This is a genomic window from Parasphingorhabdus sp. JC815 (genome assembly GCF_040717415.1).
Taxonomy (GTDB): domain Bacteria; phylum Pseudomonadota; class Alphaproteobacteria; order Sphingomonadales; family Sphingomonadaceae; genus Parasphingorhabdus.
On the sequence record NZ_JBFEFM010000001.1, the window covers coordinates 988,328 to 1,010,847 of the forward strand.

The 22,520-nt window shown below is 49.8% G+C and carries 24 protein-coding genes; 9 read left to right on the top strand and 15 right to left on the bottom strand.

Features of this window, described 5'->3' with window-relative positions; genetic code table 11:
- Positions 1-96: 96 nt before the first annotated feature.
- The 6 genes from AB1K62_RS04775 to glmU all read right to left on the bottom strand — a co-directional run bounded on the left by AB1K62_RS04775 (position 97) and on the right by glmU (position 6,929).
- Entirely contained in the window at positions 97-1,011 is a 915-nt protein-coding gene (locus AB1K62_RS04775; RefSeq protein ID WP_367001657.1) for an Hsp33 family molecular chaperone HslO, read from the bottom strand.
- The gene (gene argF, locus AB1K62_RS04780; RefSeq protein WP_367001659.1) at positions 1,011-1,937 is read right to left on the bottom strand and encodes an ornithine carbamoyltransferase; all 927 of its coding nucleotides are present in this window, start codon (positions 1,935-1,937) and stop codon (positions 1,011-1,013) included. The genes AB1K62_RS04775 and argF overlap by 1 nt, the downstream gene beginning before the upstream one ends.
- Positions 1,934-3,118 carry an aspartate aminotransferase family protein gene (locus AB1K62_RS04785; RefSeq protein ID WP_367001662.1) on the bottom strand — a complete coding sequence of 395 codons (1,185 nt, stop codon included), beginning with the start codon at positions 3,116-3,118 and terminating at the stop codon, positions 1,934-1,936. Before AB1K62_RS04785 ends, argF begins: the two co-directional genes overlap by 4 nt.
- Before the next feature lie 123 nt (positions 3,119-3,241).
- Complete coding sequence (locus AB1K62_RS04790) at positions 3,242-3,682, bottom strand: OsmC family protein (RefSeq protein WP_367001664.1); 441 nt, start codon at positions 3,680-3,682, stop codon at positions 3,242-3,244.
- 3 nt (positions 3,683-3,685) lie between these two features.
- A complete protein-coding gene (gene glmS, locus AB1K62_RS04795) occupies positions 3,686-5,509 on the bottom strand; it encodes a glutamine--fructose-6-phosphate transaminase (isomerizing) (protein ID WP_367001665.1) in 1,824 nt (607 codons plus the stop codon).
- 73 nt (positions 5,510-5,582) lie between these two features.
- Positions 5,583-6,929, bottom strand: a complete 1,347-nt coding sequence (gene glmU, locus AB1K62_RS04800) for a bifunctional UDP-N-acetylglucosamine diphosphorylase/glucosamine-1-phosphate N-acetyltransferase GlmU (protein WP_367001667.1) — start codon at positions 6,927-6,929, stop codon at positions 5,583-5,585.
- A 95-nt stretch (positions 6,930-7,024) separates the two neighbouring features.
- Between glmU and AB1K62_RS04805 the strand changes: the two genes are divergently transcribed.
- Positions 7,025-7,726 carry an HAD hydrolase-like protein gene (locus AB1K62_RS04805; protein ID WP_367001669.1) on the top strand — a complete coding sequence of 234 codons (702 nt, stop codon included), beginning with the start codon at positions 7,025-7,027 and terminating at the stop codon, positions 7,724-7,726.
- Here AB1K62_RS04805 and AB1K62_RS04810 read toward each other — a convergent pair.
- The 4 genes from AB1K62_RS04810 to AB1K62_RS04825 all read right to left on the bottom strand — a co-directional run bounded on the left by AB1K62_RS04810 (position 7,723) and on the right by AB1K62_RS04825 (position 10,404).
- Entirely contained in the window at positions 7,723-8,742 is a 1,020-nt protein-coding gene (locus AB1K62_RS04810; protein WP_367001672.1) for a nucleotidyltransferase family protein, read from the bottom strand. The genes AB1K62_RS04805 and AB1K62_RS04810 overlap by 4 nt on opposite strands.
- Positions 8,739-9,608 (bottom strand): HprK-related kinase A, encoded by an 870-nt coding sequence (locus AB1K62_RS04815; protein WP_367001674.1) that lies wholly within the window; start codon positions 9,606-9,608, stop codon positions 8,739-8,741. The genes AB1K62_RS04810 and AB1K62_RS04815 overlap by 4 nt, the downstream gene beginning before the upstream one ends.
- A 6-nt stretch (positions 9,609-9,614) precedes the next feature.
- Positions 9,615-9,890 carry an HPr-rel-A system PqqD family peptide chaperone gene (locus AB1K62_RS04820; protein WP_367001676.1) on the bottom strand — a complete coding sequence of 92 codons (276 nt, stop codon included), beginning with the start codon at positions 9,888-9,890 and terminating at the stop codon, positions 9,615-9,617.
- A gap of 94 nt (positions 9,891-9,984) precedes the next feature.
- Positions 9,985-10,404: a hypothetical protein gene (locus AB1K62_RS04825; protein ID WP_367001678.1), complete on the bottom strand. Its 420-nt coding sequence runs from the start codon at positions 10,402-10,404 to the stop codon at positions 9,985-9,987.
- Between the two features lie 217 nt (positions 10,405-10,621).
- Between AB1K62_RS04825 and AB1K62_RS04830 the strand changes: the two genes are divergently transcribed.
- From AB1K62_RS04830 to phoB, 7 genes are all read left to right on the top strand, one after another.
- A complete protein-coding gene (locus tag AB1K62_RS04830) occupies positions 10,622-11,851 on the top strand; it encodes an ATP-binding protein (RefSeq protein ID WP_367001680.1) in 1,230 nt (409 codons plus the stop codon).
- Positions 11,852-12,013: 162 nt separating this feature from the next.
- Positions 12,014-13,057 (top strand): substrate-binding domain-containing protein, encoded by a 1,044-nt coding sequence (locus AB1K62_RS04835; RefSeq protein WP_367001683.1) that lies wholly within the window; start codon positions 12,014-12,016, stop codon positions 13,055-13,057.
- 81 nt (positions 13,058-13,138) lie between these two features.
- Positions 13,139-14,521: a phosphate ABC transporter permease subunit PstC gene (gene pstC / locus AB1K62_RS04840; protein ID WP_367001684.1), complete on the top strand. Its 1,383-nt coding sequence runs from the start codon at positions 13,139-13,141 to the stop codon at positions 14,519-14,521.
- Between the two features lie 10 nt (positions 14,522-14,531).
- Entirely contained in the window at positions 14,532-15,779 is a 1,248-nt protein-coding gene (gene pstA / locus AB1K62_RS04845) for a phosphate ABC transporter permease PstA (RefSeq protein ID WP_367001686.1), read from the top strand.
- Between the two features lie 65 nt (positions 15,780-15,844).
- The gene (gene pstB / locus AB1K62_RS04850; protein ID WP_367002063.1) at positions 15,845-16,642 is read left to right on the top strand and encodes a phosphate ABC transporter ATP-binding protein PstB; all 798 of its coding nucleotides are present in this window, start codon (positions 15,845-15,847) and stop codon (positions 16,640-16,642) included.
- A gap of 29 nt (positions 16,643-16,671) precedes the next feature.
- A complete protein-coding gene (gene phoU, locus AB1K62_RS04855) occupies positions 16,672-17,397 on the top strand; it encodes a phosphate signaling complex protein PhoU (protein WP_367001688.1) in 726 nt (241 codons plus the stop codon).
- Between the two features lie 4 nt (positions 17,398-17,401).
- Positions 17,402-18,097, top strand: a complete 696-nt coding sequence (phoB, locus tag AB1K62_RS04860) for a phosphate regulon transcriptional regulator PhoB (protein WP_367001690.1) — start codon at positions 17,402-17,404, stop codon at positions 18,095-18,097.
- Between the two features lie 78 nt (positions 18,098-18,175).
- On the opposite strand, the gene AB1K62_RS04865 is transcribed toward phoB, so the two are convergent.
- The 3 genes from AB1K62_RS04865 to epsC form a co-directional block, all read right to left on the bottom strand.
- Entirely contained in the window at positions 18,176-19,528 is a 1,353-nt protein-coding gene (locus tag AB1K62_RS04865) for a porin (RefSeq protein WP_367001691.1), read from the bottom strand.
- A gap of 145 nt (positions 19,529-19,673) precedes the next feature.
- The gene (locus AB1K62_RS04870; RefSeq protein ID WP_367001692.1) at positions 19,674-20,030 is read right to left on the bottom strand and encodes a DUF2794 domain-containing protein; all 357 of its coding nucleotides are present in this window, start codon (positions 20,028-20,030) and stop codon (positions 19,674-19,676) included.
- Complete coding sequence (epsC, locus tag AB1K62_RS04875; protein WP_367001694.1) at positions 20,030-20,734, bottom strand: serine O-acetyltransferase EpsC; 705 nt, start codon at positions 20,732-20,734, stop codon at positions 20,030-20,032. Before epsC ends, AB1K62_RS04870 begins: the two co-directional genes overlap by 1 nt.
- Before the next feature lie 152 nt (positions 20,735-20,886).
- Between epsC and AB1K62_RS04880 the strand changes: the two genes are divergently transcribed.
- Entirely contained in the window at positions 20,887-21,810 is a 924-nt protein-coding gene (locus AB1K62_RS04880) for a hydrogen peroxide-inducible genes activator (RefSeq protein ID WP_367001696.1), read from the top strand.
- On the opposite strand, the gene AB1K62_RS04885 is transcribed toward AB1K62_RS04880, so the two are convergent.
- Positions 21,807-22,250, bottom strand: a complete 444-nt coding sequence (locus AB1K62_RS04885) for a molybdenum cofactor biosynthesis protein MoaE (RefSeq protein ID WP_367001698.1) — start codon at positions 22,248-22,250, stop codon at positions 21,807-21,809. The two genes, AB1K62_RS04880 and AB1K62_RS04885, sit on opposite strands and share 4 nt — an antisense overlap.
- On the bottom strand, positions 22,247-22,510 hold the full coding sequence (gene moaD, locus AB1K62_RS04890) for a molybdopterin converting factor subunit 1 (RefSeq protein WP_367001699.1): 264 nt from the start codon (positions 22,508-22,510) through the stop codon (positions 22,247-22,249). Before moaD ends, AB1K62_RS04885 begins: the two co-directional genes overlap by 4 nt.
- Positions 22,511-22,520: the final 10 nt, after the last annotated feature.

Here is a 22,520-nt window from a genome sequence, read left to right on the forward strand (position 1 = left end):
ACCAAAAGATTGTGGCGATTATCGCGCTCAATTGCGGCGATTGATTGTATATTTTCGACAAATCCTAGCGAAAAAATAATCTAATATGGATCAATCTCAGTTATTCAGGCTTGCACTCGAGATGGTGAAGGTCTTGCTGCAAAAGGCACAATCAATCGAGATTGTCCCATCCTCACTGGCCATATCCGCTTTATCTTGTTTCGGAAAACGCGCAATGACGTCCCGGATATGATTCTCACTACAGCGGCACCCCTTAACCAGCGGTTTACCACCCAAGAGCCTCACCTCATCGCTCTCGCTGAACAGGCGCCAGAGTAAATCTTCCATTGATAGATTGGGATTGAGCAACTCTTCGTTCCGAACACTGCCGCCCATTATCTTGACATGTTCCCACTCCGGATGATCAATACGGACGTGCAACCGCTCCTTGCCCTCCTCACCATCGGGAAGATGCTGTACTAACAATCCGCCAACAACGGTGTGATTCCCTTCCACCTTATGCGCGACTCTTACCAAGGTCGGAATTTGCTCGGATTGCATGAAATAACTTTGCACAGCTTCCGCGAGACTTGCGCCTTCCAGCGGAACAATGCCCTGCGAGCGCCCACGCGGCGGAGGATGATCAAATGTAATCGCAAGATAGCCCTTACCGAAGAGTGCCATCAAGTTGGGCTCCATTGGCTCTCTAGCGAGTCGTTCGGCGTCGAACTGGACATAGCCACGCATGTCACCGTCTTTATAGTCGCAAGCAAGCAAGCTGATGACGCCGCTTTCGGTCTGCGCCTGCAACGTAAGCTGTGCTTCTTCCTCTTTCAGCAAAGCTCCCAATAAAGCAGTCAGGCAGACCGCTTCGGCCAGCAATGCTTTTATCTGTGGCGGATAATTATGCGCCGCAAGTATGTCATCCAACACCGGGCCAAGACGCACCGCCCGTCCCCGGCAGTGTTTTGCCGGGATTGAGAAAGACAGATTCCTGTCAATCAACGTCGTGTCAGTCGCATTGCCAGCCATCAGATTTGACCAAAAGCCCAGCGCAAAACTGATTTTTGTGCATGAATACGGTTTTCTGCTTCATCCCACACTAGCGACTGTGGCCCGTCAATAACCGAAGGCATGACTTCTTCGCCGCGATGGGCCGGAAGACAGTGCAGAAAAACGGCATCCGGTTTCGCCTGCTCCATAATGACATCATTGACCTGAAACGGCATCATTGCATCGATTTTTTCATCGGCATGCGCCTGCCCCATTGACATCCATGTATCAGCGACAATTACATCCGCTCCGGCGGCCGCTTCCATCGCGTTACGGTACAAAGTGATATTGGCTCCTTCCGCCTGCGCCTGTGAGATAAACCTCTGATCCGGATCATAGCCCTCAGGACTACCAATACGAACGTTGAGTTTCATTAATCCTGCCGCTTCGACAATACTGTTCAGAACATTATTGCTATCGCCCAGCCACGCTATTTCCAGTCCGGGAAGTGATTTGCCGTGTTCAATCAGCGTCAATAGGTCAGCGACAATCTGGCAAGGGTGCGACAGATCGGTAAGCCCGTTGATAACCGGCACACTCGCATTGGCGGCCAGATCCTCGATTTTAGCATGGTCGTCGGTCCGGATCATGATTGCATCGCACATACGCGACAAGACTTTGGCCGTGTCAGCAATAGATTCACCGCGGCCCAATTGCATGGAACCGCTGTCCATGACCAGACTGGTTCCACCTAATTGACGAATAGCAATATCAAATGACACACGGGTTCTGGTGCTGCTCTTTTCAAAGATCATCGCCAGAACATGATCACTAAGCGGCGTATCAGGATCGACTTTGCCTTTAGGCCAGGTTTTGCGCGCTTCTTTACGCTCCAAGGCATCGTTCAGCATCGCGGCCAGCGCATCACCACCTGCATCGGCAAGGTTCAGGAAATGCCGGCTCATGATTCAGGCACCTGATAATCAGCCGCACCAGCGGACAGTTTTTCCATAAATGTCGCTATATGGTTTTCATCAATGTTAAGTGGCGGCAATATCCGCAGGGTATTATCCCCTGCTGCAACCGTCAGCAGCCCATGATTATCACGCAAATGCGCTACAAAGGACCGGGTTTCGTGAGTCATTGTAATACCCAGCATCAATCCATGGCCGCGTATGCCGGTGAACAGATCGGGATAATTACCGATAAACTGTTCAACCGCAGAACGCAGTTTTCCGCTGATATCGCGGACATGCGCTAAAAATTCATCATTCGCGACCACATCCCAGACAGCATTACCCGCAGCCATAGCCAGCGGATTGCCGCCATAGGTAGAACCATGTGTGCCGGGAACCATTCCGCGTGCAGCTTCTTCGGTGGCGAGACAGGCCCCAAGCGGGAAGCCCCCGCCAATACCTTTTGCGCTTGCCATAATATCAGGTTTAATGCCGTAAAGCTCATGAGCATAAAGCGCTCCGGTCCGCGCTACACCGCATTGCACTTCGTCGAGGATCAACAATAGGCCATGCTCGTCCGCCAAAGCGCGCAGACCTTTCATGAATTCTTCTGAAGCCGGGCGAACGCCGCCCTCACCTTGAATAGGCTCAACCAAAAAACCGGCGGTCTTTGGACCGATTGCCGCTTCTGCACCTTCCAGATCATCAAAATCCACATATTTGAAACCATTCAATAGCGGAGAAAAGCCTTTGTGCATTTTTTCCTGATTGGACGCGGATATGGTTGCCATTGTCCGGCCATGAAAAGCGTTTTTGAACGTGATGATTTCAAACCGCTCGCTGCCTTGTGACTGGTGATAGACACGGGCGGTTTTAATCGCACATTCAACCGCCTCCGCGCCGCTATTGGTAAAGAAAACCGTATCAGCGAAGGTCGTGTCGACTAGCCTTTGAGCGAATTTCTCACCCTGCGGGCTACCATAAAGGTTCGACACATGCATCAAAGTCGATGCTTGCTCCTGAATAGCCTTAGTCAGATGCGGGTGGCCGTGGCCCAACAGATTCACCGCGATACCGCTGGCAAAATCCAGGGCGCGGCTGCCGTCTTCAGAAATCAGCCAGGCGCCTTCGCCTCGCACAGGACGAAAACCACACCGGGGATATACGGGCATGAGCGGTGTAATCGTCATCTTTAATTCCTTTATCTTTCTGTTACTGTTATTCGAGAGAAAGAGGCCAAACAGAAAGGGCGACCCGACTGGCCGCCCTTGCGTGGTCGCTTATACGCGCCGTAGCCGCTCTCCGTCAATCCGTCACACGCGCACTTGCGTGGTGTGAATATCGATATGGTTTACCAATGTGCGGTGGACCGGGCATTTTTCAGCAATTTCCAGCAGTTTACTCCGCTGTTCATCTGTCAGATCACCTGTCAGGGTGATGGCGCGGTCAATTACGTCGATCCGGTTGGATTTATTATTACATGTTTTGCAGTCTTCAACATGTTCGCGGCTGTGCTCTAGTTCAACATGCACGGCCTCTAGCGGAATATCTTTGCGATCCGCATACATCTTCATCGTCATCGAGGTACAGGTGCCTAGAGCCGCAAGCAATAAATCATAGGGTGATGGCCCTTCATCGTCCCCGCCCATGGATTCCGGTTCGTCAGCAATAAAAACATGTTTGCCCACACGGACTGTTTGCTGAAATTTACCATCTGCTGTTTCAACCGTGAGGTAGGAAGGATTGCTAACCATATTTCACTCCACCGTTACTGATTTCGCAAGATTACGTGGCTGATCGACATCCGTGCCCTTCGCCACTGCTACATGATAAGCCAGCAACTGCACAGGCACAGCATAGACAAGTGGCGCGATCAACGGGTGAACTTTTGGCATTTCAATCGTCGCCATGCAACCTTCACCAGCTTCTGCAAGTCCTTCGGCATCGGAAATCAGAACCACTTGGCCACCGCGCGCGCGCACTTCTTGCATATTGGACACTGTTTTCTCAAACAGTGGCCCGGAAGGCGCCAGCACAATCACCGGCACATCTTCATCAATCAAGGCTATCGGGCCATGTTTCATCTCGCCTGAGGCATAGCCTTCAGCGTGTATATAGCTGATTTCCTTTAATTTCAGTGCCCCTTCCAGTGCGAGCGGATAATCCGGGCCACGGCCAAGATACAGCACATCACGCGCCGGAGCGATGACATGCGCCATATCGGCAATATTTTCATCATGGTCGAGCGCGGCATTGAGCGCTGCTGGGGCTTCGGTCAGATGTTTAACCACCTGACGTTCCTCGTCCCGCGTCATTTGTCCTTTCACCACGGCAAGATGCGCTGCGAGCGCCGCCAATACTGCCAATTGGCACGAAAATGCCTTGGTCGATGCCACGCCAATTTCCGGTCCGGCATGGGTGGGCAGCAACAGATCGGCCTCACGCGCCATCGAGCTGGTCGGCACATTGACCACCACGGCTATTTTCTGTCCGTTTTCTTTGGCATGACGAAGCGCGGCCAATGTATCGGCAGTTTCACCCGATTGGGATATAAACAGCGCCAGTCCGCCCGGTTCGAAGACCGGATCACGATACCGAAATTCGGATGCGAAATCGAGATCGACCGGCACGCGGGCAAAACTTTCAAACCAGTATTTCGCAACCATTCCTGCATAATAGCTGGTCCCGCAGGCGACGATGGTGATGCGCTTTATATCACGCAAATCAAAATCCATTTGCGGCAATGCCACTTGCTGCTCCAATGGCCGAAGATAGCTCTGCAAAGTTTGCGCGACCACGGTGGGTTGCTCAAAAATTTCCTTCTGCATGAAATGGCGATAATTGCCCTTCTCTATGGTCGCAGCCGATACACCTGAAGTCGTAACTTCCCGCTCTACAGGGTTGTTATCTTTGTCATAAATATGGGCATTATCACGGGTGATAACCACCCAGTCGCCCTCGTCCAGATAAGCAATTTCTTGCGTGAGGGGCGCAAGCGCAAGCGCGTCGGACCCCAGAAAAGTCTCACCATCGCCATAGCCGACCACCAACGGCGATCCAAGCCGCGCACCAATCAGCAAATCAGGCTGTGAACGAAACGCAATAGCCAAAGCAAAAGCCCCGCGTAGTAAAGGCAGAACGGCCTTGACCGCGTTCTGTGGAGACTTACCGTCTTCGACCTGCTCGCTGATAAGATGCGCGACCACTTCTGTATCGGTTTCGCTTTCAAAACTATGCCCCCGCGCCATCAGTTCTTCGCGCAGAGATTTGAAGTTTTCGATAATGCCATTGTGGACCAACGCAACTTCGGCAGTGGCATGAGGGTGCGCGTTACTGGTGGTTGGCGCGCCATGCGTAGCCCAGCGAGTATGGGCAATACCGATATTCCCGGCAGCATCATCGGATTTCAACACATCAACCAGATTGGCGAGCTTTCCTTCCGCACGGCGGCGTATCAGCGAGCCATCATGAACCGTGCAAACACCGGCGCTGTCATAGCCGCGATATTCCATACGCTTCAGGCCATCGACCAGACGATCAGAGACGGCTTGCTTGCCCACAATTCCAATAATTCCGCACATATTGTTTTGGCTGTCCTTCTATAATCCAGGCTATAAAGAATATAAGCATTTCAGGTTAAACACCTGTAAAAGCTTACCTCCTCTTCTTCTTCATCATCGCTTCACGAAATTTCTTTGCCCACCCGGTTTTCACCGATTGCTCAGGCCTTACGAGCGCAAGATCATCGGCGGCAACATCTTTGGTGAGCGTCGCTCCTGCTGCGACTATTGCACCGTCACCTATTGTCACCGGAGCGACCAGAGCGCTGTTTGATCCGATAAACGCCCCCTTACCGATCACCGTTTTATATTTGAAAAATCCGTCATAATTACAAGTTATCGTGCCCGCGCCAATATTTGCGCCCTCACCCACTTCGGCATCACCCAGATAGGTCAGGTGATTGGCCTTGGCCCCTTTGCCTAATGTGCTTTTCTTCATTTCAACAAAATTGCCGACTTTGGAGCCTTCTTCCATTACCGCGCCGGGCCGTAATCGCGCAAACGGGCCGACATTACTATTTGCGCCAATGGAAGCGCCCTCAATATGGCTATGCCCGTAAATCCGTGTCCCGCTTGCAATGGAAACACCGGGGCCAAAAATAACATTAGGTTCTATCACTACATCTGAAGAAACCTCTGTATCATGTGAAAAGAAAACGGTTTCCGGCGCAATCAGGCTAACACCATCCGCCATAGCCAGATTGCGGCGGCGGCGTTGCCACTCTCCTTCAACTGCGGCAAGTTCCGCACGGCTATTCACTCCGGCAACCTCGGCGGGGTCATCTACTTCGATCACGGCGCTTTTTTGACCCGGCAACATCACAATATCCGGAAGGTAATATTCACCCGCAGCGTTATCGTTGCTGATCTGATCCAGCAGTATGAACAAATCGGTCGCTCGCGCTGCCATCAGGCCGCTATTACAAAGGCTTACACTGCGTTCTTCATCATTGGCGTCTTTAAATTCTACCATTTTTTTGATTTCGCCCTGATCATCGGCAATGATCCGGCCATAAGCTCCAGCATTATCGGGACGGAACCCTAGCACGACAGCGCGCGGATCAGTGCCGTTATTCAGACGGAAAATCATATCTTCCATCGTCCGTGCGCTAACCATCGGAACATCGCCGTATAAAATGAGTATATCACCGGCAAAACCTTCCAGCGCAGCTTTTGCTTGTGCAACGGCATGTCCGGTGCCCAGTTGATCCTCTTGCACCGCAATGGCGACATCACGGCCCTCGACACTGGCTTCTATCTGTTCCCGCCGTGCGCCCACGACAATGACAGTTCGCTCAACGCCAATAGAATCAACGGTATCGAGCAAATGATGGAGCATGGGCTTGCCCGCAATCGGGTGCAGCACTTTGTGCTTTTCCGACTTCATCCGCGTGCCTTGACCCGCGGCTAATATAATGGCGGCTACCGGGCGATCACTCATGCAAGAAACTCCGTCTAATTGTTCTGCGTGCTGAATTGCCGCCCCATGCCATGATGCGGTTGCTTATACCAGAAAGATCGGTTCTATGTATTTGCATGAAAGACATACCGTATAAAATTATTGGCTTTGATCTGGACGGAACTTTGCTGGACACCAGCATGGAACTGGCTGCATCGCTTAATCACGCTCTTGCACATGCAGGCAAGCCCCATGTGGACAAAAAATCTGTACGCTCACTCGTTGGCATGGGTGCGCGACATATGTTGGAAATGGCCTTGAATGATTCTGACAGCAATGACCAAAATGATGATCAGGATCTGGCCAAAAGCCTGCTGCCCGTATTGATCGACCATTATGAGGCCAATCTTGGCCGGAATTCACCTGCGTTTGACGGTCTGATCGACGCTATGGATTTTCTTCAGGGACAAGACATAAAATTGGCCGTCGTCACCAATAAATTTGAAAATCTCGCGGTTAAACTGCTTACCAATGTCGGAATGATCGACCGGTTCATTACTGTAATCGGCGGCGATACAATGGGTAAAGGCCGAAGCAAACCCAAACGTGATCCGATTGACGAGATGATTCGACGCTGCGGTGGTGTGGTGGACGAAACACCCGCCGCATTTATCGGCGACAGTATTTTCGACATTAAAGCTGCAAAAAATGCCGGCATTACCAATGTTGCGGTAAGTTTCGGCTTTTCGCATCATCCGGTTGAGGAATTAGGCGCCGATGCAATTATCGACCATTATGATCAACTGGTTCCGGCTTTGGCCCAATTGGGCGGGCGTTAATTACCCTTTCGCCATTTTGTCCATAAATGACGTGCGAGCATAAGCGGTGGCATGCGTAGCCAATGCGAGCGGATATAAAAAGCCAGTCGTGTCAGCTTATATTTCTCTCGTCCCCAGCCATCTCTCGCCAAAAGGCGCCGGACATAAAAATGGTCGGTCAACCTTGTTTGACCGGTATAATTTTTCCTAACTGGAGTATCATATAAGCGGGTAGCCAAACGCAGTGCGCGTGCCAAATGCGGCTCCAGTTGATGTGTTTTCGCGCGGCTTCGCAAGTCCGTCCAAAAGCCTTCATTCGAAGAAAACTGCCGGATCAACTGATCAATATCCCATAAATTACGCAATCCCCCCGCAAGATCGCCATCGGCAAAAAGATGTGCAATCGAGTGTAGCAACATATCGGGCGGAGCCATGACATAAAGGCCGGAATCAAGCCGCACCGCCGCGTCCAGAATCGCGGTAGCGTTTGGAGTAGGCCCGGCGGTCAGTGGCAAAATTGTATGATGCACATCGATCATCCGGTCCCGTTCACGGTGGATGAGTGGCGGCAATTCATGCATGTAATCACGATAATATTGGTCATCATAAGGGTCCGGCTTTACCCATTCCCAGCCAGCATCCAGCAAAGCGGTTTCGACGACCGATAAGCGATCATGCGCGACCATGATATCCAGATCACCGATATTCCGGCCAATAGCTGCATCAAGATCCGCCGCGACATAGGCGGTCCCTTTCATCAGCACAGTTTTACATTTTAGTGGTGCTAAAGCCCGGCGCGCGCAGTCCGCCTCCCACAATGCCTGTAACCGTGCAAAGTCAGTGGCTTGAATCGCATCTTTCAGAATAGGTTTAACCTCTTGCGGAACTGCAATATTCGACAAACGATGGGCCAGACTGCCAAGTAAAGATTCGGCTCGCGCGATACTCATCAGGTCCGTCCAGTCCCTACCGCTCAATGACAGGACTGTTTCGGGTTCACGTAGGGCGTCCACCAAATGCCGGGCATTGCGGATCATGGAAGCTCGCTCCACAGGCTTTCGATCAATTCTTCTGCCTGCTCACCAGATTGATAATCCATGGCCTTTGCCGGAACCGTATCGACAAATTTTGTAAGCGTCCGGAAACCCGTTTCTCCCAAAGCAACATAGTTGGTCGATGCCTGGGTCAAGCGGATGAAAATCTCGCTCTTGCCCATATCACGCAAGGCTGGTTCATAACCAAAGCGCGGGAACAAAAGCAGTGCAGGCTTGGCTGTTTCCGTCATTCTGCTCACCGCATCTGATGGCGGAACAATATGGCGGATATCGCCTTTGGGCGTCCCTTGCATCAACGGTCCGAAACGGGTTTCAGGCACTATTGCCTCCATCGCTGAAATCGCTTCGTTTTTCAGGCTGATGAGACGCGGAAAACTATGCGCCATGCCGGTTTCAGGATTGATCAGGGCAAATTCATCGCCCATGAACCGCCAGCCCCTTTCAGCCAGCATCGCGGACAGTGTCGATTTGCCGGAGCCGGACAGGCCCGTCATCAGCAGCGCTTTGCCTTCTTTTTCCACGCTGCTGGCATGGAGTAGTAAGTGTCTGCGCCAGCCCAGAGCCATTTGCAGGTTCATCCCCATTTCAGCCGCAAGCAGGCTTTGACTCAACGGTAAGGGCGCGGCATCGGGAAGCCAATAATCTCCGGAAATATGCACCGATGGCCTGATATAGCGCCGCCACGGCTTTTCCGGTTCCAGCCGGACGGTGAAATCGGCAAAACCGTCTTGGGAGGCTGGATAACCGCTATACAGCGCAGCGAGTTGCTCCAATGGCTTGCGCCACGAAGAAGTCACCCGGAAACGTGCCGGCCCCACGGTCAGGTAAAGGTGATGAAGTCCAGCCACCTTCCGCTAAACCCGCTCAACCAGACCGAGCGCGCAGAGCTCTTCCAGACGGGCCAAGACGATGTCGATGGTCTCCATACCAACTTCCATATCGTAACTGAGAGCCAAGCGCTGAACGACATCATTCGCAGTTACGCAGTCAGTCTCCATAACCTCCATAATTGCGGGCACAGGATCAGCAACCATATGTGTAATCCCCGATGACCTCTGGAAAAGCAGAGTCATACTATCCAGCGGATGCTGTATCAGCCCATCAGGAGCAGCGCGGTAAAGATTGCTCATTTGCGGTTACACACTCCCCGGTCGCAGCCTTAAGCGGCAGCAAGTCGTTCAAACAAGCCCGTCTGCTAGCATGGAAATGTTAATAAGCCTTTGGCTATCGTGGCATTTGCAAGGAAGCGTAACAAGTAAAGCCGCTTTGCCCGGACTGTAACCGGCGGATGTAATTCACATAGGCTTTGGACTGGTCATAGGATGTCCCGGGCAATGATCGACCATTCATTGCGCGCTTGACCTCTTCGCCAGTAAAATTACGCCCCGCTGGCGGAAATGCACCGGGCGTATCGGGCGGAACAATCTTCCCGTCTGCGCCGATATATCCGCCTGCGGCGTGGTTACCCGGAACCGGAATTTCGCAGTTAAGCACGGAACCCGCTGTCTGTGCCAAAGCTGGCTTGATACTGACTACCGCAGAAGCCGTTACTGCACCCATCATAAGGGCGCGGCGGCGCGTTACAATCGCTGCGTTTGTGCAATCTTTCGCTTCTCGTTGATCTTGGTCCGACTTGCTAGTCATGGTGTTTGAATTCCTTTAGCCCCCGTTTTAGAGGAAAAACGATTAAATGCGAGTAAACAGTCGTCCTCATGGTTCAACGTCTATAAACGGGACAAATTACCGGAAATATTTAACGCATAACATGCACACTGCTTTCGCAAACGATAATCTTAGCCATTGCCGTTATCACGAAAACACGGGTAAACATGGGTGAGCGGATTTCATTACTTTGGATAATATGAATAGCATCTCCCCTCTTCGCCTGATTTTTGCAATCCTTCTGATTATCGGAGGATCAATTCTGGCGACACAAACCCCCGCAGCATTACTGAAAATCATCATCATGTCAGCGTTTGGCCTTGTTGCTTTAGCAATTATTGCCTTGGAAGATCATGAACCGCCCCCCCCAGACTTGAGTATATTAGAGCGCCAGAAAAAGCGGATATTCGAGCAGGGTAAAACAGAAGCTTATCGGGAAGTAATTCAGCCGATTACCGATCCCATACTTCTAATCCGGGACGCAAAGGTGGCGCAGGCGAACGCAGCAGCCAAGAGCTTTCTTGGTGATCATATCATCGGAGAAGATGTGCGGGTTGCGATTCGTCATCCCGCCGCTGCCGATCGTCTTGCAAATCCCAATGTCCAGCACACAGGAGAGCCGATATTGCTTGTTGGGGTTGGTAGCGCTGGTCAGCGCTGGGAATTACGTATTCATGCCTTGGCCGACGGCTTAAAGTTGGTTCAGCTTTCCGATCAAAGCAGCCATTATGCCGCCGAACGAATGCGTACGGATTTTGTTGCCAATGCCAGTCATGAATTACGCACACCGCTGGCCGCGATAAAGGGCTTTATCGAGACTCTGGAAGATCCCGATGCTGGCAAAGATGACGAAACGCGCATCAGGTTTCTGCAGATAATGTATAAAGAAGCTGATCGCATGCAACGTCTGGTCGAAGACTTGATGTCTTTGTCACGCATTGAAGCGGAAAAATATCAATTGCCATCAGAGCCAGTCAATCTGGCAAATCTTATATCAGATGTGAAAGCTGTTTTTCTAAACAGTCGTAACAAACAGGAGACAGACTTTAATCTCTCAGTGCCCGAAAACTTGCCGATGATTCAGGGTGATTATGCACAACTATCCCAATTGCTCCATAATTTGATCAGCAATGCTTTTAAATATGGAGAGAAAGGAACATCTGTTACCGTCTCCGTAGCCCCCAATCGCAACAATTCCCTGTTACGTATGACTGTGACTGACAAAGGAGATGGCATAGCATCCGAGCATATCCCTCGATTGACCGAACGATTTTATCGTGTTGATAAAGGACGCAGCAAATCCATTGGCGGTACGGGGCTGGGCCTCGCGATAGTTAAACATATTACTGAGCGGCATGGGGGTAGAATGGAAATTACCAGCAAAAAAGGAATAGGCACAAGCGTAACAATTTTTTTACCGGTCAGATAATTCAGCCAGTCATTATGCGAATTACGGAGCATTTGTAATGAAACTGTCACAAATATGTAATCAATGGGACACTCCAGACTTTTAGAGGCAAGTCAATCAGTTGAAAATCATGTCTGATTCTTGAACCAGATTTCGATACTTTAAAAAGACAGGAAACGAATAATGTTAAAAAAAATCGTCCTTTTAGCGGCATCCACACTAGCTCTGACAGCATGTCAGGATCAGGCCTCGGGTGGTCAGGGCGGCTCGCGTAATGAAATCAGAATCGTTGGTTCCTCAACAGTCTTTCCTTTCGCTAAAGCGGTTGCTGAAAAATATAGTGTGAACAGTGCAAATACGTCGCCTATCCTGGAATCTACTGGTACCGGCGGCGGAATGAAGCTTTTTTGCGCGGGTATTGGGGCGAATACACCTGATATTGTCAACGCTTCACGACGTATGAAAAAGTCCGAATTTGAAATGTGTAAAACAAATGGTGTAACGGACATTGTTGAAATTCAGATAGGTATTGACGGAATTGCCGTTGCACAATCCATTAAAGGCCCGGCAATTAACCTAACACCAAAGCATATTTACCGAGCCATTGCCGAGCGGCCATTCGGCAAAGAAAATAAAACTGAAAACTGGTCAGATATTGACCCATCACTCCCCAACATTGCTATTAATATTTACGGTCCACCATCAACATCCGGGACGCGTGATGCATTGACCGAATTGATCATGGAAGTGGGCTGCAAAACGGACCCTGAAACCAAGGCATTGAAAGATAAAAACAAAGACGAATATGAAAGTATTTGTCACGATATTCGTACCGACGGAGCCTATGTCGACACTGGTGAAAATGACAATCTGATTGTCCAGAAACTAAAAGCAAACCCCAATAGTTTGGGTATTTTTGGATATAGTTTTCTGGAAGAGAATAGCAATTCTGTTCGCGGGATCGCGGTTTCCGGCGTTCAACCTACTTATGATGCGATCGCATCAGGGGAGTATCCGGGTGCACGCCCGCTCTATATATATGCCAAAAAACAGCATGTCGGCGTTATTCCGGGACTTCAGGATTATCTAACTGAATTTGCCAGTGCGGGAGGAAATGATGGTTATTTGGCAAAGGCCGGGTTAATCGCTTCACCTGAAAATATCCGTACCAGAACGACGGAGGTTGTAAAAAATCTTCCAACATTATCCGGTACTGAATTGAAATAATAAGTTATTGGAATGCGGGCTGCTATTTTGTAGCCCGCATATGATTACACAAATCTCTAATCAAGGATCAGGTTTTATACCGTGACAGGCTCCATTCTCTTCCTGCTGATCATCTTACTTGGTGGTGTTTCCTGGTTTTTTGGCCGCGTCAAAGCGAGGCGCTTTTCAATAAACAGCCCAAATAAGCATGCCGTTCATTCACTGCCTAGCTATCATGGCTGGTATGTTGCCTTATGGGCAATTGGCCCGGCTCTGCTATTTCTTGTCATTTGGAATATTGCTAGCCCGGCACTAATCACCGATGCAGCTTTAACCAGTCCGGCTGCTGAGCAACTACCGCAAGACCCGTTTGCCCGTGGAGCGATACTTGCTGAAGCCCGTTTGATCGCATTAGAACAGCAGACACAAGCGTTTAATCCTTTATCCATGACTATGGTTCAGCCTTACAAAGCTGCCCTGTCCTATTATGGAATGCTTGGCACGATTGCGGTTCTACTTCTGGTGTTTTCCTGCGGTGCCTTTGCCTGGCTTCGGCTAAAACCAGACCTTAGAGCGCGTACGAAGATAGAGCGGGTCACAATGATGGCGCTACTTTTTGCTTCACTAATCGCCACAATCACCACGGTCGGTATATTTGTTTCGCTGGTATTTGAATCGGCGCGCTTCTTTTCCATGGTATCACCGCTGGACTTTTTATTCGGAACCGAATGGAATCCGAAATCTGTCGCTGGCCCCCGTGGAGAAAGCGGATTTGGTGCCATTCCGCTTTTTTGGGGTACTGTTTTTATTGGCGCCATCATTGCGATGATCGTGGCTATCCCACTCGGTTTGATGAGTGCGGTTTATCTCACCCAATATGCTGCGCCCAAGTTCCGGGCATGGATGAAACCGATATTGGAAGTTCTCGCAGGGGTTCCAACAGTAGTTTATGGCTATTTCGCAGCATTAACTGTCGCTCCCGCCTTGCGCGACTTTGCGGTTTTTATCGGCATTTCCAACGCATCATCGGAATCGGCGCTGGCTGCTGGTGTGGTTATGGGCATCATGATAATCCCATTTGTCTCCTCAATGGCAGATGACAGCATTGCCGCTGTGCCTGGCGCGATGCGTGACGGATCTCTCGCCATGGGGGCAACGAAAAGCGAAACCATCAAGAAAGTTCTAATTCCGGCTGCCTTGCCAGGCGTTGTCGGCGGTGTCTTGTTGGCAGTAAGCCGCGCAATCGGAGAGACTATGATCGTCGTTATGGCCGCTGGTCTGGCGGCAAATATGACCGCCAATCCGTTTTCCAGCGTGACCACTGTAACAACCCAGATCGTCCAGTTGCTGACTGGTGATCAGGAATTTGACAGCCCAAAAACTCTGGCTGCTTTCGCGCTGGGACTTGTGTTGTTCATCGTGACTTTGCTGCTCAACCTCATCGCGCTCAGAGTCGTTAAAAAATATCGGGAAGCTTATGAATAGCAGCGCTGTCATGAAAGAACGTAATCCAACCGATTGGCAGGGCGAGGCGATGCAAAACCGCATCCGCAAGCGCTATGCATCCGAACGGCGGTTCAAAGCCATAGGTCTGGGCGCGGTTGTCCTATCGGTGAGCTTTCTGGCGTTTCTGCTGATCGTAATGGTCGGCAATGGTTTGCGCGGATTTACCCAGACCGAACTGCCTGTGGAAATAGATTTTCCGGCGATGACCGGCGGCGCGTCGGCTAGCCAGTTTGAAGGCCAGAATGCAATCGCGAACGTGCAGACGCTGGGCGTTCAGGATATTGTGAATACCAGCGTTCAAATCCAATATGATGACAATGGCACTGATTTGTTTTCAGACGGTGGATGGCAGACCGTTAAGATGAAAATTCTCAACAATCCTGAGATTGTCGAAACCAAAGCCATTATTCACCTTCCTGTCGAATCCGACATTGATGTCGCTTACAAAGGTAAAGGCAATCCCTTTGCAGAGAAAAAAGTCGCTGAACTGGGAGATAAGCTTAGCACGGGATTCAACTGGAATTTCCTGAGCAATTCCGATGCGACCGATCCGATGCAGGTTGGAATATGGGGAGCGCTGAAAGGCTCATTGATAACGATGTTCATCACGTTGATCATCGCATTTCCTATCGGTGTGCTTTCTGCTCTATATCTGGAAGAATATGCACCAAAGAACCGTTTTACCGACCTGATCGAAGTATCCATCAACAATCTTGCTGCTGTTCCTTCGATTATTTTCGGACTGTTAGGCCTTGCGGTGTTCCTAAATCTTTTTGGCTTACCGCGATCTGCTGCCTTGGTTGGCGGCTTGACGCTGGCTCTTATGACCATGCCTGTTATCGTTATATCTGGTCGTAATGCGGTCAAAGCCGTCCCGCCGTCTATTCGAGAGGCAGCACTGGGTATCGGGGCCAGTAAAATGCAGGTTGTATTCCATCATGTCCTGCCACTGGCGCTGCCCGGCATACTGACCGGCACCATCATCGGAATGGCGCGCGCATTAGGTGAAACCGCCCCGCTGTTGATGATCGGAATGCGCGCTTTTATCGCAACGCCGCCAAGCGGGATTGTGGAACCCGCAACGGTTCTTCCCGTGCAAATCTATTTATGGTCCGATGAAGTAAACCGCGGATTTGTTGAAAAAACCTCTGCTGCGATCATCATATTGCTTCTGTTTCTTTTAACCATGAACGCTTTAGCTATTTATTTGCGTAATCGTTTTGAGACCCGTTGGTAGAAAATGATATGATAGAGACAATAGACACAGCCAGTTCAAAGAAAAGCCCGATTGAGAGTTCAACTATGACCGAACCTTCCAACTTAGCCATCTCAGCCGGTGATGGGCCGTTGAAAATGACCACGCGAAATGTGAACGTTTTCTATGGAAAAAAGCAAGCTATCAAAGATGTTTCCATCGACGTCACCATGGATAATGTTACCGCCTTTATCGGTCCATCCGGATGCGGGAAGTCAACTTTCTTGCGATGTTTGAACCGGATGAATGACACGATCCCAATTGCCAAAGTAACAGGTGAAATCGCGCTAGAAGGTGAGGATATATACGCCCCGAAGATGGACGTTGTCCAACTGCGCGCCCGTGTAGGGATGGTTTTCCAAAAGCCTAATCCTTTTCCCAAATCAATTTATGACAATATCGCTTATGGCCCGCGTATTCACGGTCTTGCCAGCAGCAAGGACGAACTGGATCATATTGTTGAAACATCCCTGCAACGCGCGGGTCTTTGGGGTGAAGTGCAGGACCGCTTGCAAGACAGCGGAACCGCCTTGTCCGGGGGACAGCAACAAAGATTATGTATTGCCCGTGCGATTGCCGTTGATCCGGAAGTTATCCTGATGGATGAGCCCTGTTCTGCACTGGACCCAATTGCAACCGCGAAGATTGAAGAACTCATTCATGAACTACGCGGCAAATATGCTATCGTAATCGTAACACATAATATGCAGCAAGCTGCCCGTGTGTCGCAGCGAACCGCATTTTTTCATCTGGGAACATTAGTCGAATATGGTGTTACATCAGATATATTCACTAATCCGACTGAAGAGAAAACCAGAGACTATATTACTGGACGCTACGGTTAGTCGAAGCGCTAATGGAAGGAACCCGAGAAATGACAAGTAGTGGCACAGAGCATACGGTTAAAGCCTTTGACACCGACATCAACGAGCTGCGCGGAATGGTTGCAGAAATTGGTGGTCGCAGTGAACAGGCCATAGCCAAAGCTATGCGTGCGCTGTCAAAACATGATCTTGAACTGGCTGCAGAAGTTGTTGAAGAAGACAAGTTAATCGATGAACTTGAAAAACGCATCGACGAGTTGACTATACAAACCATAGCTCTGCGCGCGCCAATGGCGGATGATTTACGCGAGTTGATTGCCACCTTCAAAATATCGGGAGTGGTCGAACGCATTGGGGATTATGCAAAGAATATCGCGAAACGCGTGCCCGTCATTGGCAGCACACACCGATTGGAACCAGCTTCCCTGCTTCCGTCTATGTCGAATGTAGCATCGGAACTGGTGCGTGATGCCTTAGAAGCCTTTGCACGGCGCGATGCCGAGCTGGCTCTGGAAGTGAGTGAACGGGACCAGATTGTTGATGATTTTTACACCAGCATTTTTCGGTCCGTCATCACGTTCATGATTGAAAACCCCAAAAATATCGGTGAAGCGGCGCACCTGCTTTTCATCGCCAAAAACCTGGAACGTATTGGCGATCATGCAACCAATGTGGCTGAAATGGTATATTTCGCTGCACGGGGAGAACCCATGCCCGAGCGCGACCGCGGTGATAATCCCACTGACTTTGTGGATGAACCTCAAGACAAGGGTTAGCAAAATGTCAGGTGCAAAATTATTATTGGTAGAAGATGATGCGGCATTGGCGGAACTTTTATCATGGCACTTCAAAAAAGAAGAATATAACGTCATTCATACATCCGACGGTGAAGAAGCCTTATTACTCGTAAAAGAACATCGCCCTGATGTTATCTTACTGGACTGGATGATAGAGAATCTTTCCGGAATTGAAGTTTGCCGAAATCTACGCCGCTCATCAGAAACAGCGAATACCCCTATCATCATGCTAACCGCACGCGGTGAGGAAGAGGATAAAATCCGTGGCCTCGAAACCGGAGCGGATGATTATATTACTAAACCTTTCAGTCCGCGCGAGCTGATTGCCAGAGTAAAAGCTGTGCTACGGCGGGTGCGACCTGCTCTGGCCGGTGAAAAACTGGTTTTTGGTAATGTCGAGATGGACACTGTCGGTCACAGGGTCAAACGTAACGGTAAAGCAATAGCTCTAGGGCCAACCGAGTTTCGGCTCTTACGGCATTTTCTGGAGCATCCCAATTGGGTATTTTCTCGTGAACGGTTGCTTGATAGCGTTTGGGGTCAGGATAGCGATATAGAATTACGGACCGTAGATGTACATATTCGCCGCCTTCGCAAAGCAATAAATGTCAACCAACAGCCTGACATCATCCGGACAATTCGCTCAGCGGGATACGCCCTCGACACTGAGGCTGCCTGATGTAATCACATACGCAAATTATGCAGACATAAAAAAGGCCGGATGAAACCGGCCTTTTCTTTGATCTAATAACACTAGTTAGAAGGAAATTTGCGCTCGCGCTCCAACAACATCCACAGAATAATCATTGGGCGCCCCGGCAACAATACCAAGTGCATTTCCATAAGACAGATGCCCGTAGTTCAAAAGGAAGCGAACATAATTAACCGGTGTCCAAATGAGCGAGGCCATAAAACCGTCCTGCGTTCCTCCAATAATAGTCTTATCGGTAAGGTCGAGCCGATCATAACGGACATTGATCTGCCACGCCCCGGAACCGCCAGAACCTACCGGATTGCTAACTTTCACGCCCTTGAAAACGCCGCCTTTATATTCGCGCTTGTCATCGCTCAGAAATATACCGGCCTCCACCGATCCTCCAAAAAATGTCGGATTAGCTAGCCCTGACCGGATGACCTTTGCCCAATGAGACTCTGCTGAAGCATGAAACCGGCCTGCAATGATTGCCGCTTCCAATCCATAAGTCAGCTGTTCATCGGCTGCCATATTCCCGGTATTTATAAAACGGGTATCGACACTATGGATCAATGGGCGCTGGCGATATCGTAGTGAGCCAATATTGTCTCCAAGATCTTTCCAGTGAAGCGAGCCACCCAGATGAAGCTGGGCCTCTCCAAGTTTTGGAGAGAATACCAAGCGGCCATCCAGTCCAATGCTGTCGTTTCCGTCGTTCAGGTCAGCGATATTATCTGTAAAAACACCGGCTTGCAGCAATAGCGCTCCGGATTGATAGGCAGCCGAAACACCAACCTGACGTTGGAAACCAAAGGCATCGGTAAAGGCCGAGCGCTCGATAAAGCTACCATCATTACTGCTGGACAATTCTTCCAGAGACTGGAAATTATTATGCTGGCCAAGTTTCACCGTTAAGCCATCCGTTTTATAGTCAAGATAAGCGTCTGTTATCTCGACACCGTCCAAAAGATCGGCCTCAAGCTTATATCCGAAACCGCCTGGAATGCTTCCTTGCACACCTAGTCTGACGCGCCGCGCTTCGTTAGAGAAGCCCTCACCCGGTATATTGATTGTGGATGGCACGGATGAAAGATTATTAAAGTCATAGAGGATCCGGCCCCGCGGCTTAAAACTCCATCCATCAGCGGTTTTGATTTCCGGAGCCCCCTTGAATTTTATGCTTGTCGCCTTTTTAGACTGATCAACTTTTGTAACTTCAGCAACTTTTCTACTTTGCTGTTGTTCATTTTCTACAGCATCCAATTGCCCACGCAGCTTAACAATCTCTTGCTCCATCTGGTTCAGGCGTTCTAGCAACGCAGTCGCTTCCTGTTCGGAAAGTGGTGCTGCAAAAGCCTGACCGGGTAGCAGAGCAAAAATGGCCGCACCGGTTGCAAAAACAAATTTCAATTTCATATTTTTAAGAGCCCTTCATAACTTCTTGATGAATAATAACTCGGCTCTATGGCTGAAGCGTTTCGAAAAAACGTCACTTTTATTGCAGTTATTTTACAAGGGATATTTTTCAAGGATTCACCAAGAGAATATCTTGGCAGAAGGCCTATTTCTTGATCAACTTCATCAACCGGCGTTCGATTGGGGCCAGAACGGCGGCCAGATCATCGCCGCGCTTCAAAACTTGACCATGTTCGCCATGCAATACCCACAGACCTTGCTTGTTCCGGTTCGCGGGTCGTTTTTCAATACGTATTTGAGGACGTTCCGAAGCTCGCCGGAAGGCTGCAAATATTGCAGCATCCTTGCCCATGTCTATCGCATAGTCGCGCCAATGTCCAGCGGCCACCATTCGCCCATAAAGATTGAAAATGCGTTCCATCTCCCGCCGTTCAAAGCCAACTTGGACAGGAAACGCTCGTGGATCAGGAAAGGGAGAAACGTTAGAGATTTCGGACCCCATTAGGCACTATCTCTATCGCTTTCTGTATTATCTTCACCGACATTTTTGCGACCTTTAGTGAAAGCGGCAATGCGCTTTTGCAACTGCTCGACTTCACACTGTAATATTTCCAGTTTTTGCGTCGAAGGATCAAACACCTCGCTACAAGGCGTTCCATAGGGTGTGAACTCTTCCTGATATTGCTCCACCTTAACCAACGTGGGACGTGCGCGGACTCCAACCATCGTTGCGCCTTCCGGAACATCTTGCGTCACTACAGCGTTAGCACCGATGCGCGATCTTTTACCAACCGTGATCGGTCCCAATATCTGCGCCCCTGATCCCAAAATCGCATCATCATCAATCGTCGGATGTCTTTTGCCGCCAATCCCGTTTGCAGGATTGGTTCCACCAAGGGTCACGCATTGGTAAATAGTAACATTATCCCCGATTTCCGCCGTTTCTCCGATGACCGAAAAACCATGGTCAATAAAGAGATGCTTGCCAATTTTAGCACCCGGATGAATATCAATCGCAGTGATAAGCCGTGCAAAATGGTTAACAAACCGCGCCAGAAAATAAAGTTCCCCATTGAATAACCAATGGGCGACACGGTGCAGCCCCAAAGCCCAAACGCCCGGATATAACAGTATTTCCCAGCGGGAGCGGGGCGAAGGATCACGCTCTTTCACGGAATCCAGATATTCACGCAGTTCCCGAAACATCTTCTTCTCCGGTAGATTAACAGCCATCAAACTAGGGTTGGTGAGAGGACATTTCCAGTCTTTTCTTGCTACTGATTTAGAGCAAGGCTTTTACCTCTCGTATTTATCACCATATCGACTTAATATAACCTTATTCATTGAAGGAATCAATCGTGACGAACTATCTGCCAACATTGAAACAGCTACAATATTTGGTAGCGCTCGAAGACCATGGTCATTTCGGGCGGGCTGCAGAAGCCTGTTATGTCACGCAATCGACGTTATCTGCCGGTATCAAGGAACTGGAAACTTTGCTTGATGTCACCTTGGTCGAACGGACACGCCGGGTTGTCCGATTCACCGAGCTAGGCAAGAAAATGGTAGAAAAATCACACCGAATCCTGCGCGAAGCCGAAGAACTGACCGATATGGCGCGTTCAGCCGGTCAGCCATTGGTTGGCGATGTCCGGATGAGTGTTATCCCCACTATCGCGCCATTTCTGCTCCCCAAACTGCTCCCCCGGTTACGCAAGGAACGGCCGCAACTTAAACTCTATCTGAAAGAAGAACCTAGTCAGGCCGCTTGTGATTCTCTCCGTCACGGACATGTGGATTGTGTTTTATTGGCTCAACCTTTCGCATGCGGAGATGTGGAATCGGAAATATTATTCGATGATGAGATCCTGGTCGCTTTCCCCAAAGATGATCCCCGAAATCCGCCCAAGATCATTGACCCTGCGCTCATTGATGAGAACCGCTTGCTGTTACTTGAAGATGGTCATTGCTTGAAAGATCATGCTCTGGCTGCCTGCAATCGCCCGGAATTAAGAGCATCAGCCCGAATGATGGGAACATCCCTGCATACATTGGTGCAAATGGTTGATAACGGCCTGGGACTGACACTGCTCCCTAGAATGGCGATTGATAGCGGGATATTGAACCACACCGACATTGTTGCACGTCCGCTCAAAACAAAACATGCGTCGCGTGATATCGCACTCGTCTGGCGCAAAAATAGTCCGCGAAAAGATGAGTTCAAGCTTTTGGCTGAGATTATGCGGCAGACGAAAAGCTGGGTTACTGAAAAAGCGGCCTAGCAGTCCCACCGTTCAGCAGCATCCCTATCAGACTGGCGCGCCTCTATCCAGCTTTCACTACCGTCTCGCCATATTTCTTTTTTCCAAAAGGGCGCAACAGTTTTAAGCTGGTCCATAATATACGCGCAGCTTTCAATCGCAGCTTGCCGATGATCGGAACAAGTCGCTGCCAGAACAATTTGCTCTCCAACTTTCAGCCTACCGACACGGTGAATGATGGTAATGCCCCGCAAATCCCACTTGGCCGCAGCTTTATCGGCAATTTTCCGCAGGGCTCCCTCTGTCATGGCCGGATAATGTTCCAGTTCGAGGGCTTCAAGGTCGCCTTCCCCCCTCACCTGTCCCAGAAAGCTGTTAACCGCACCGCCGCCATCTGCCGAAAGATATTTGATCTCGGCACCGGCATCGAAATCGCCAGTAATGACCGCTATTTTTATCATCCGCCAGTAACCGGCGGAAATATTGCAAGCTCTTTCGCACTCGCCAGCAAATGGTCCGTTCCGACAAAATCATGGTCCAATGCAAAACGCAGCTTTTTAAGATCAGAAAAGACATCAAAATAAGAAACGTCGATATTGCGAAGATGCTCAACTAGCTCCTCAACCGTTTTAATGGTTTCCGGAAAAGCAACAGTTTCTTGGTCACGACCAAGCCGCTCCTTAACCCATGCAAAATATACTATATTGATTTGATGCGGCATAATCGCAGTT

Excerpts from the sequence above, each read along its gene's own strand:
- glmU (WP_367001667.1), bottom strand. The coding sequence starts at position 6,929 with ATGAGTGATCGCCCGGTAGCCGCCATTATATTAGCCGCGGGTCAAGGC.
- moaD (WP_367001699.1), bottom strand. The coding sequence starts at position 22,510 with ATGCCGCATCAAATCAATATAGTATATTTTGCATGGGTTAAGGAGCGG.
- AB1K62_RS04785 (WP_367001662.1), bottom strand. The coding sequence starts at position 3,118 with ATGACGATTACACCGCTCATGCCCGTATATCCCCGGTGTGGTTTTCGT.
- AB1K62_RS04790 (WP_367001664.1), bottom strand. The coding sequence starts at position 3,682 with ATGGTTAGCAATCCTTCCTACCTCACGGTTGAAACAGCAGATGGTAAA.
- argF (WP_367001659.1), bottom strand. The coding sequence starts at position 1,937 with ATGAGCCGGCATTTCCTGAACCTTGCCGATGCAGGTGGTGATGCGCTG.
- phoB (WP_367001690.1), top strand. The coding sequence starts at position 17,402 with ATGTCAGGTGCAAAATTATTATTGGTAGAAGATGATGCGGCATTGGCG.
- AB1K62_RS04825 (WP_367001678.1), bottom strand. The coding sequence starts at position 10,404 with ATGACTAGCAAGTCGGACCAAGATCAACGAGAAGCGAAAGATTGCACA.
- AB1K62_RS04885 (WP_367001698.1), bottom strand. The coding sequence starts at position 22,250 with ATGATAAAAATAGCGGTCATTACTGGCGATTTCGATGCCGGTGCCGAG.
- AB1K62_RS04865 (WP_367001691.1), bottom strand. The coding sequence starts at position 19,528 with ATGAAATTGAAATTTGTTTTTGCAACCGGTGCGGCCATTTTTGCTCTG.
- AB1K62_RS04820 (WP_367001676.1), bottom strand. The coding sequence starts at position 9,890 with ATGAGCAATCTTTACCGCGCTGCTCCTGATGGGCTGATACAGCATCCG.
- glmS (WP_367001665.1), bottom strand. The coding sequence starts at position 5,509 with ATGTGCGGAATTATTGGAATTGTGGGCAAGCAAGCCGTCTCTGATCGT.
- AB1K62_RS04835 (WP_367001683.1), top strand. The coding sequence starts at position 12,014 with ATGTTAAAAAAAATCGTCCTTTTAGCGGCATCCACACTAGCTCTGACA.
- AB1K62_RS04870 (WP_367001692.1), bottom strand. The coding sequence starts at position 20,030 with ATGGGGTCCGAAATCTCTAACGTTTCTCCCTTTCCTGATCCACGAGCG.
- pstA (WP_367001686.1), top strand. The coding sequence starts at position 14,532 with ATGAAAGAACGTAATCCAACCGATTGGCAGGGCGAGGCGATGCAAAAC.
- AB1K62_RS04805 (WP_367001669.1), top strand. The coding sequence starts at position 7,025 with ATGAAAGACATACCGTATAAAATTATTGGCTTTGATCTGGACGGAACT.
- phoU (WP_367001688.1), top strand. The coding sequence starts at position 16,672 with ATGACAAGTAGTGGCACAGAGCATACGGTTAAAGCCTTTGACACCGAC.
- AB1K62_RS04775 (WP_367001657.1), bottom strand. The coding sequence starts at position 1,011 with ATGGCTGGCAATGCGACTGACACGACGTTGATTGACAGGAATCTGTCT.
- pstB (WP_367002063.1), top strand. The coding sequence starts at position 15,845 with ATGACCGAACCTTCCAACTTAGCCATCTCAGCCGGTGATGGGCCGTTG.
- epsC (WP_367001694.1), bottom strand. The coding sequence starts at position 20,734 with ATGTTTCGGGAACTGCGTGAATATCTGGATTCCGTGAAAGAGCGTGAT.
- AB1K62_RS04830 (WP_367001680.1), top strand. The coding sequence starts at position 10,622 with ATGAATAGCATCTCCCCTCTTCGCCTGATTTTTGCAATCCTTCTGATT.
- AB1K62_RS04810 (WP_367001672.1), bottom strand. The coding sequence starts at position 8,742 with ATGATCCGCAATGCCCGGCATTTGGTGGACGCCCTACGTGAACCCGAA.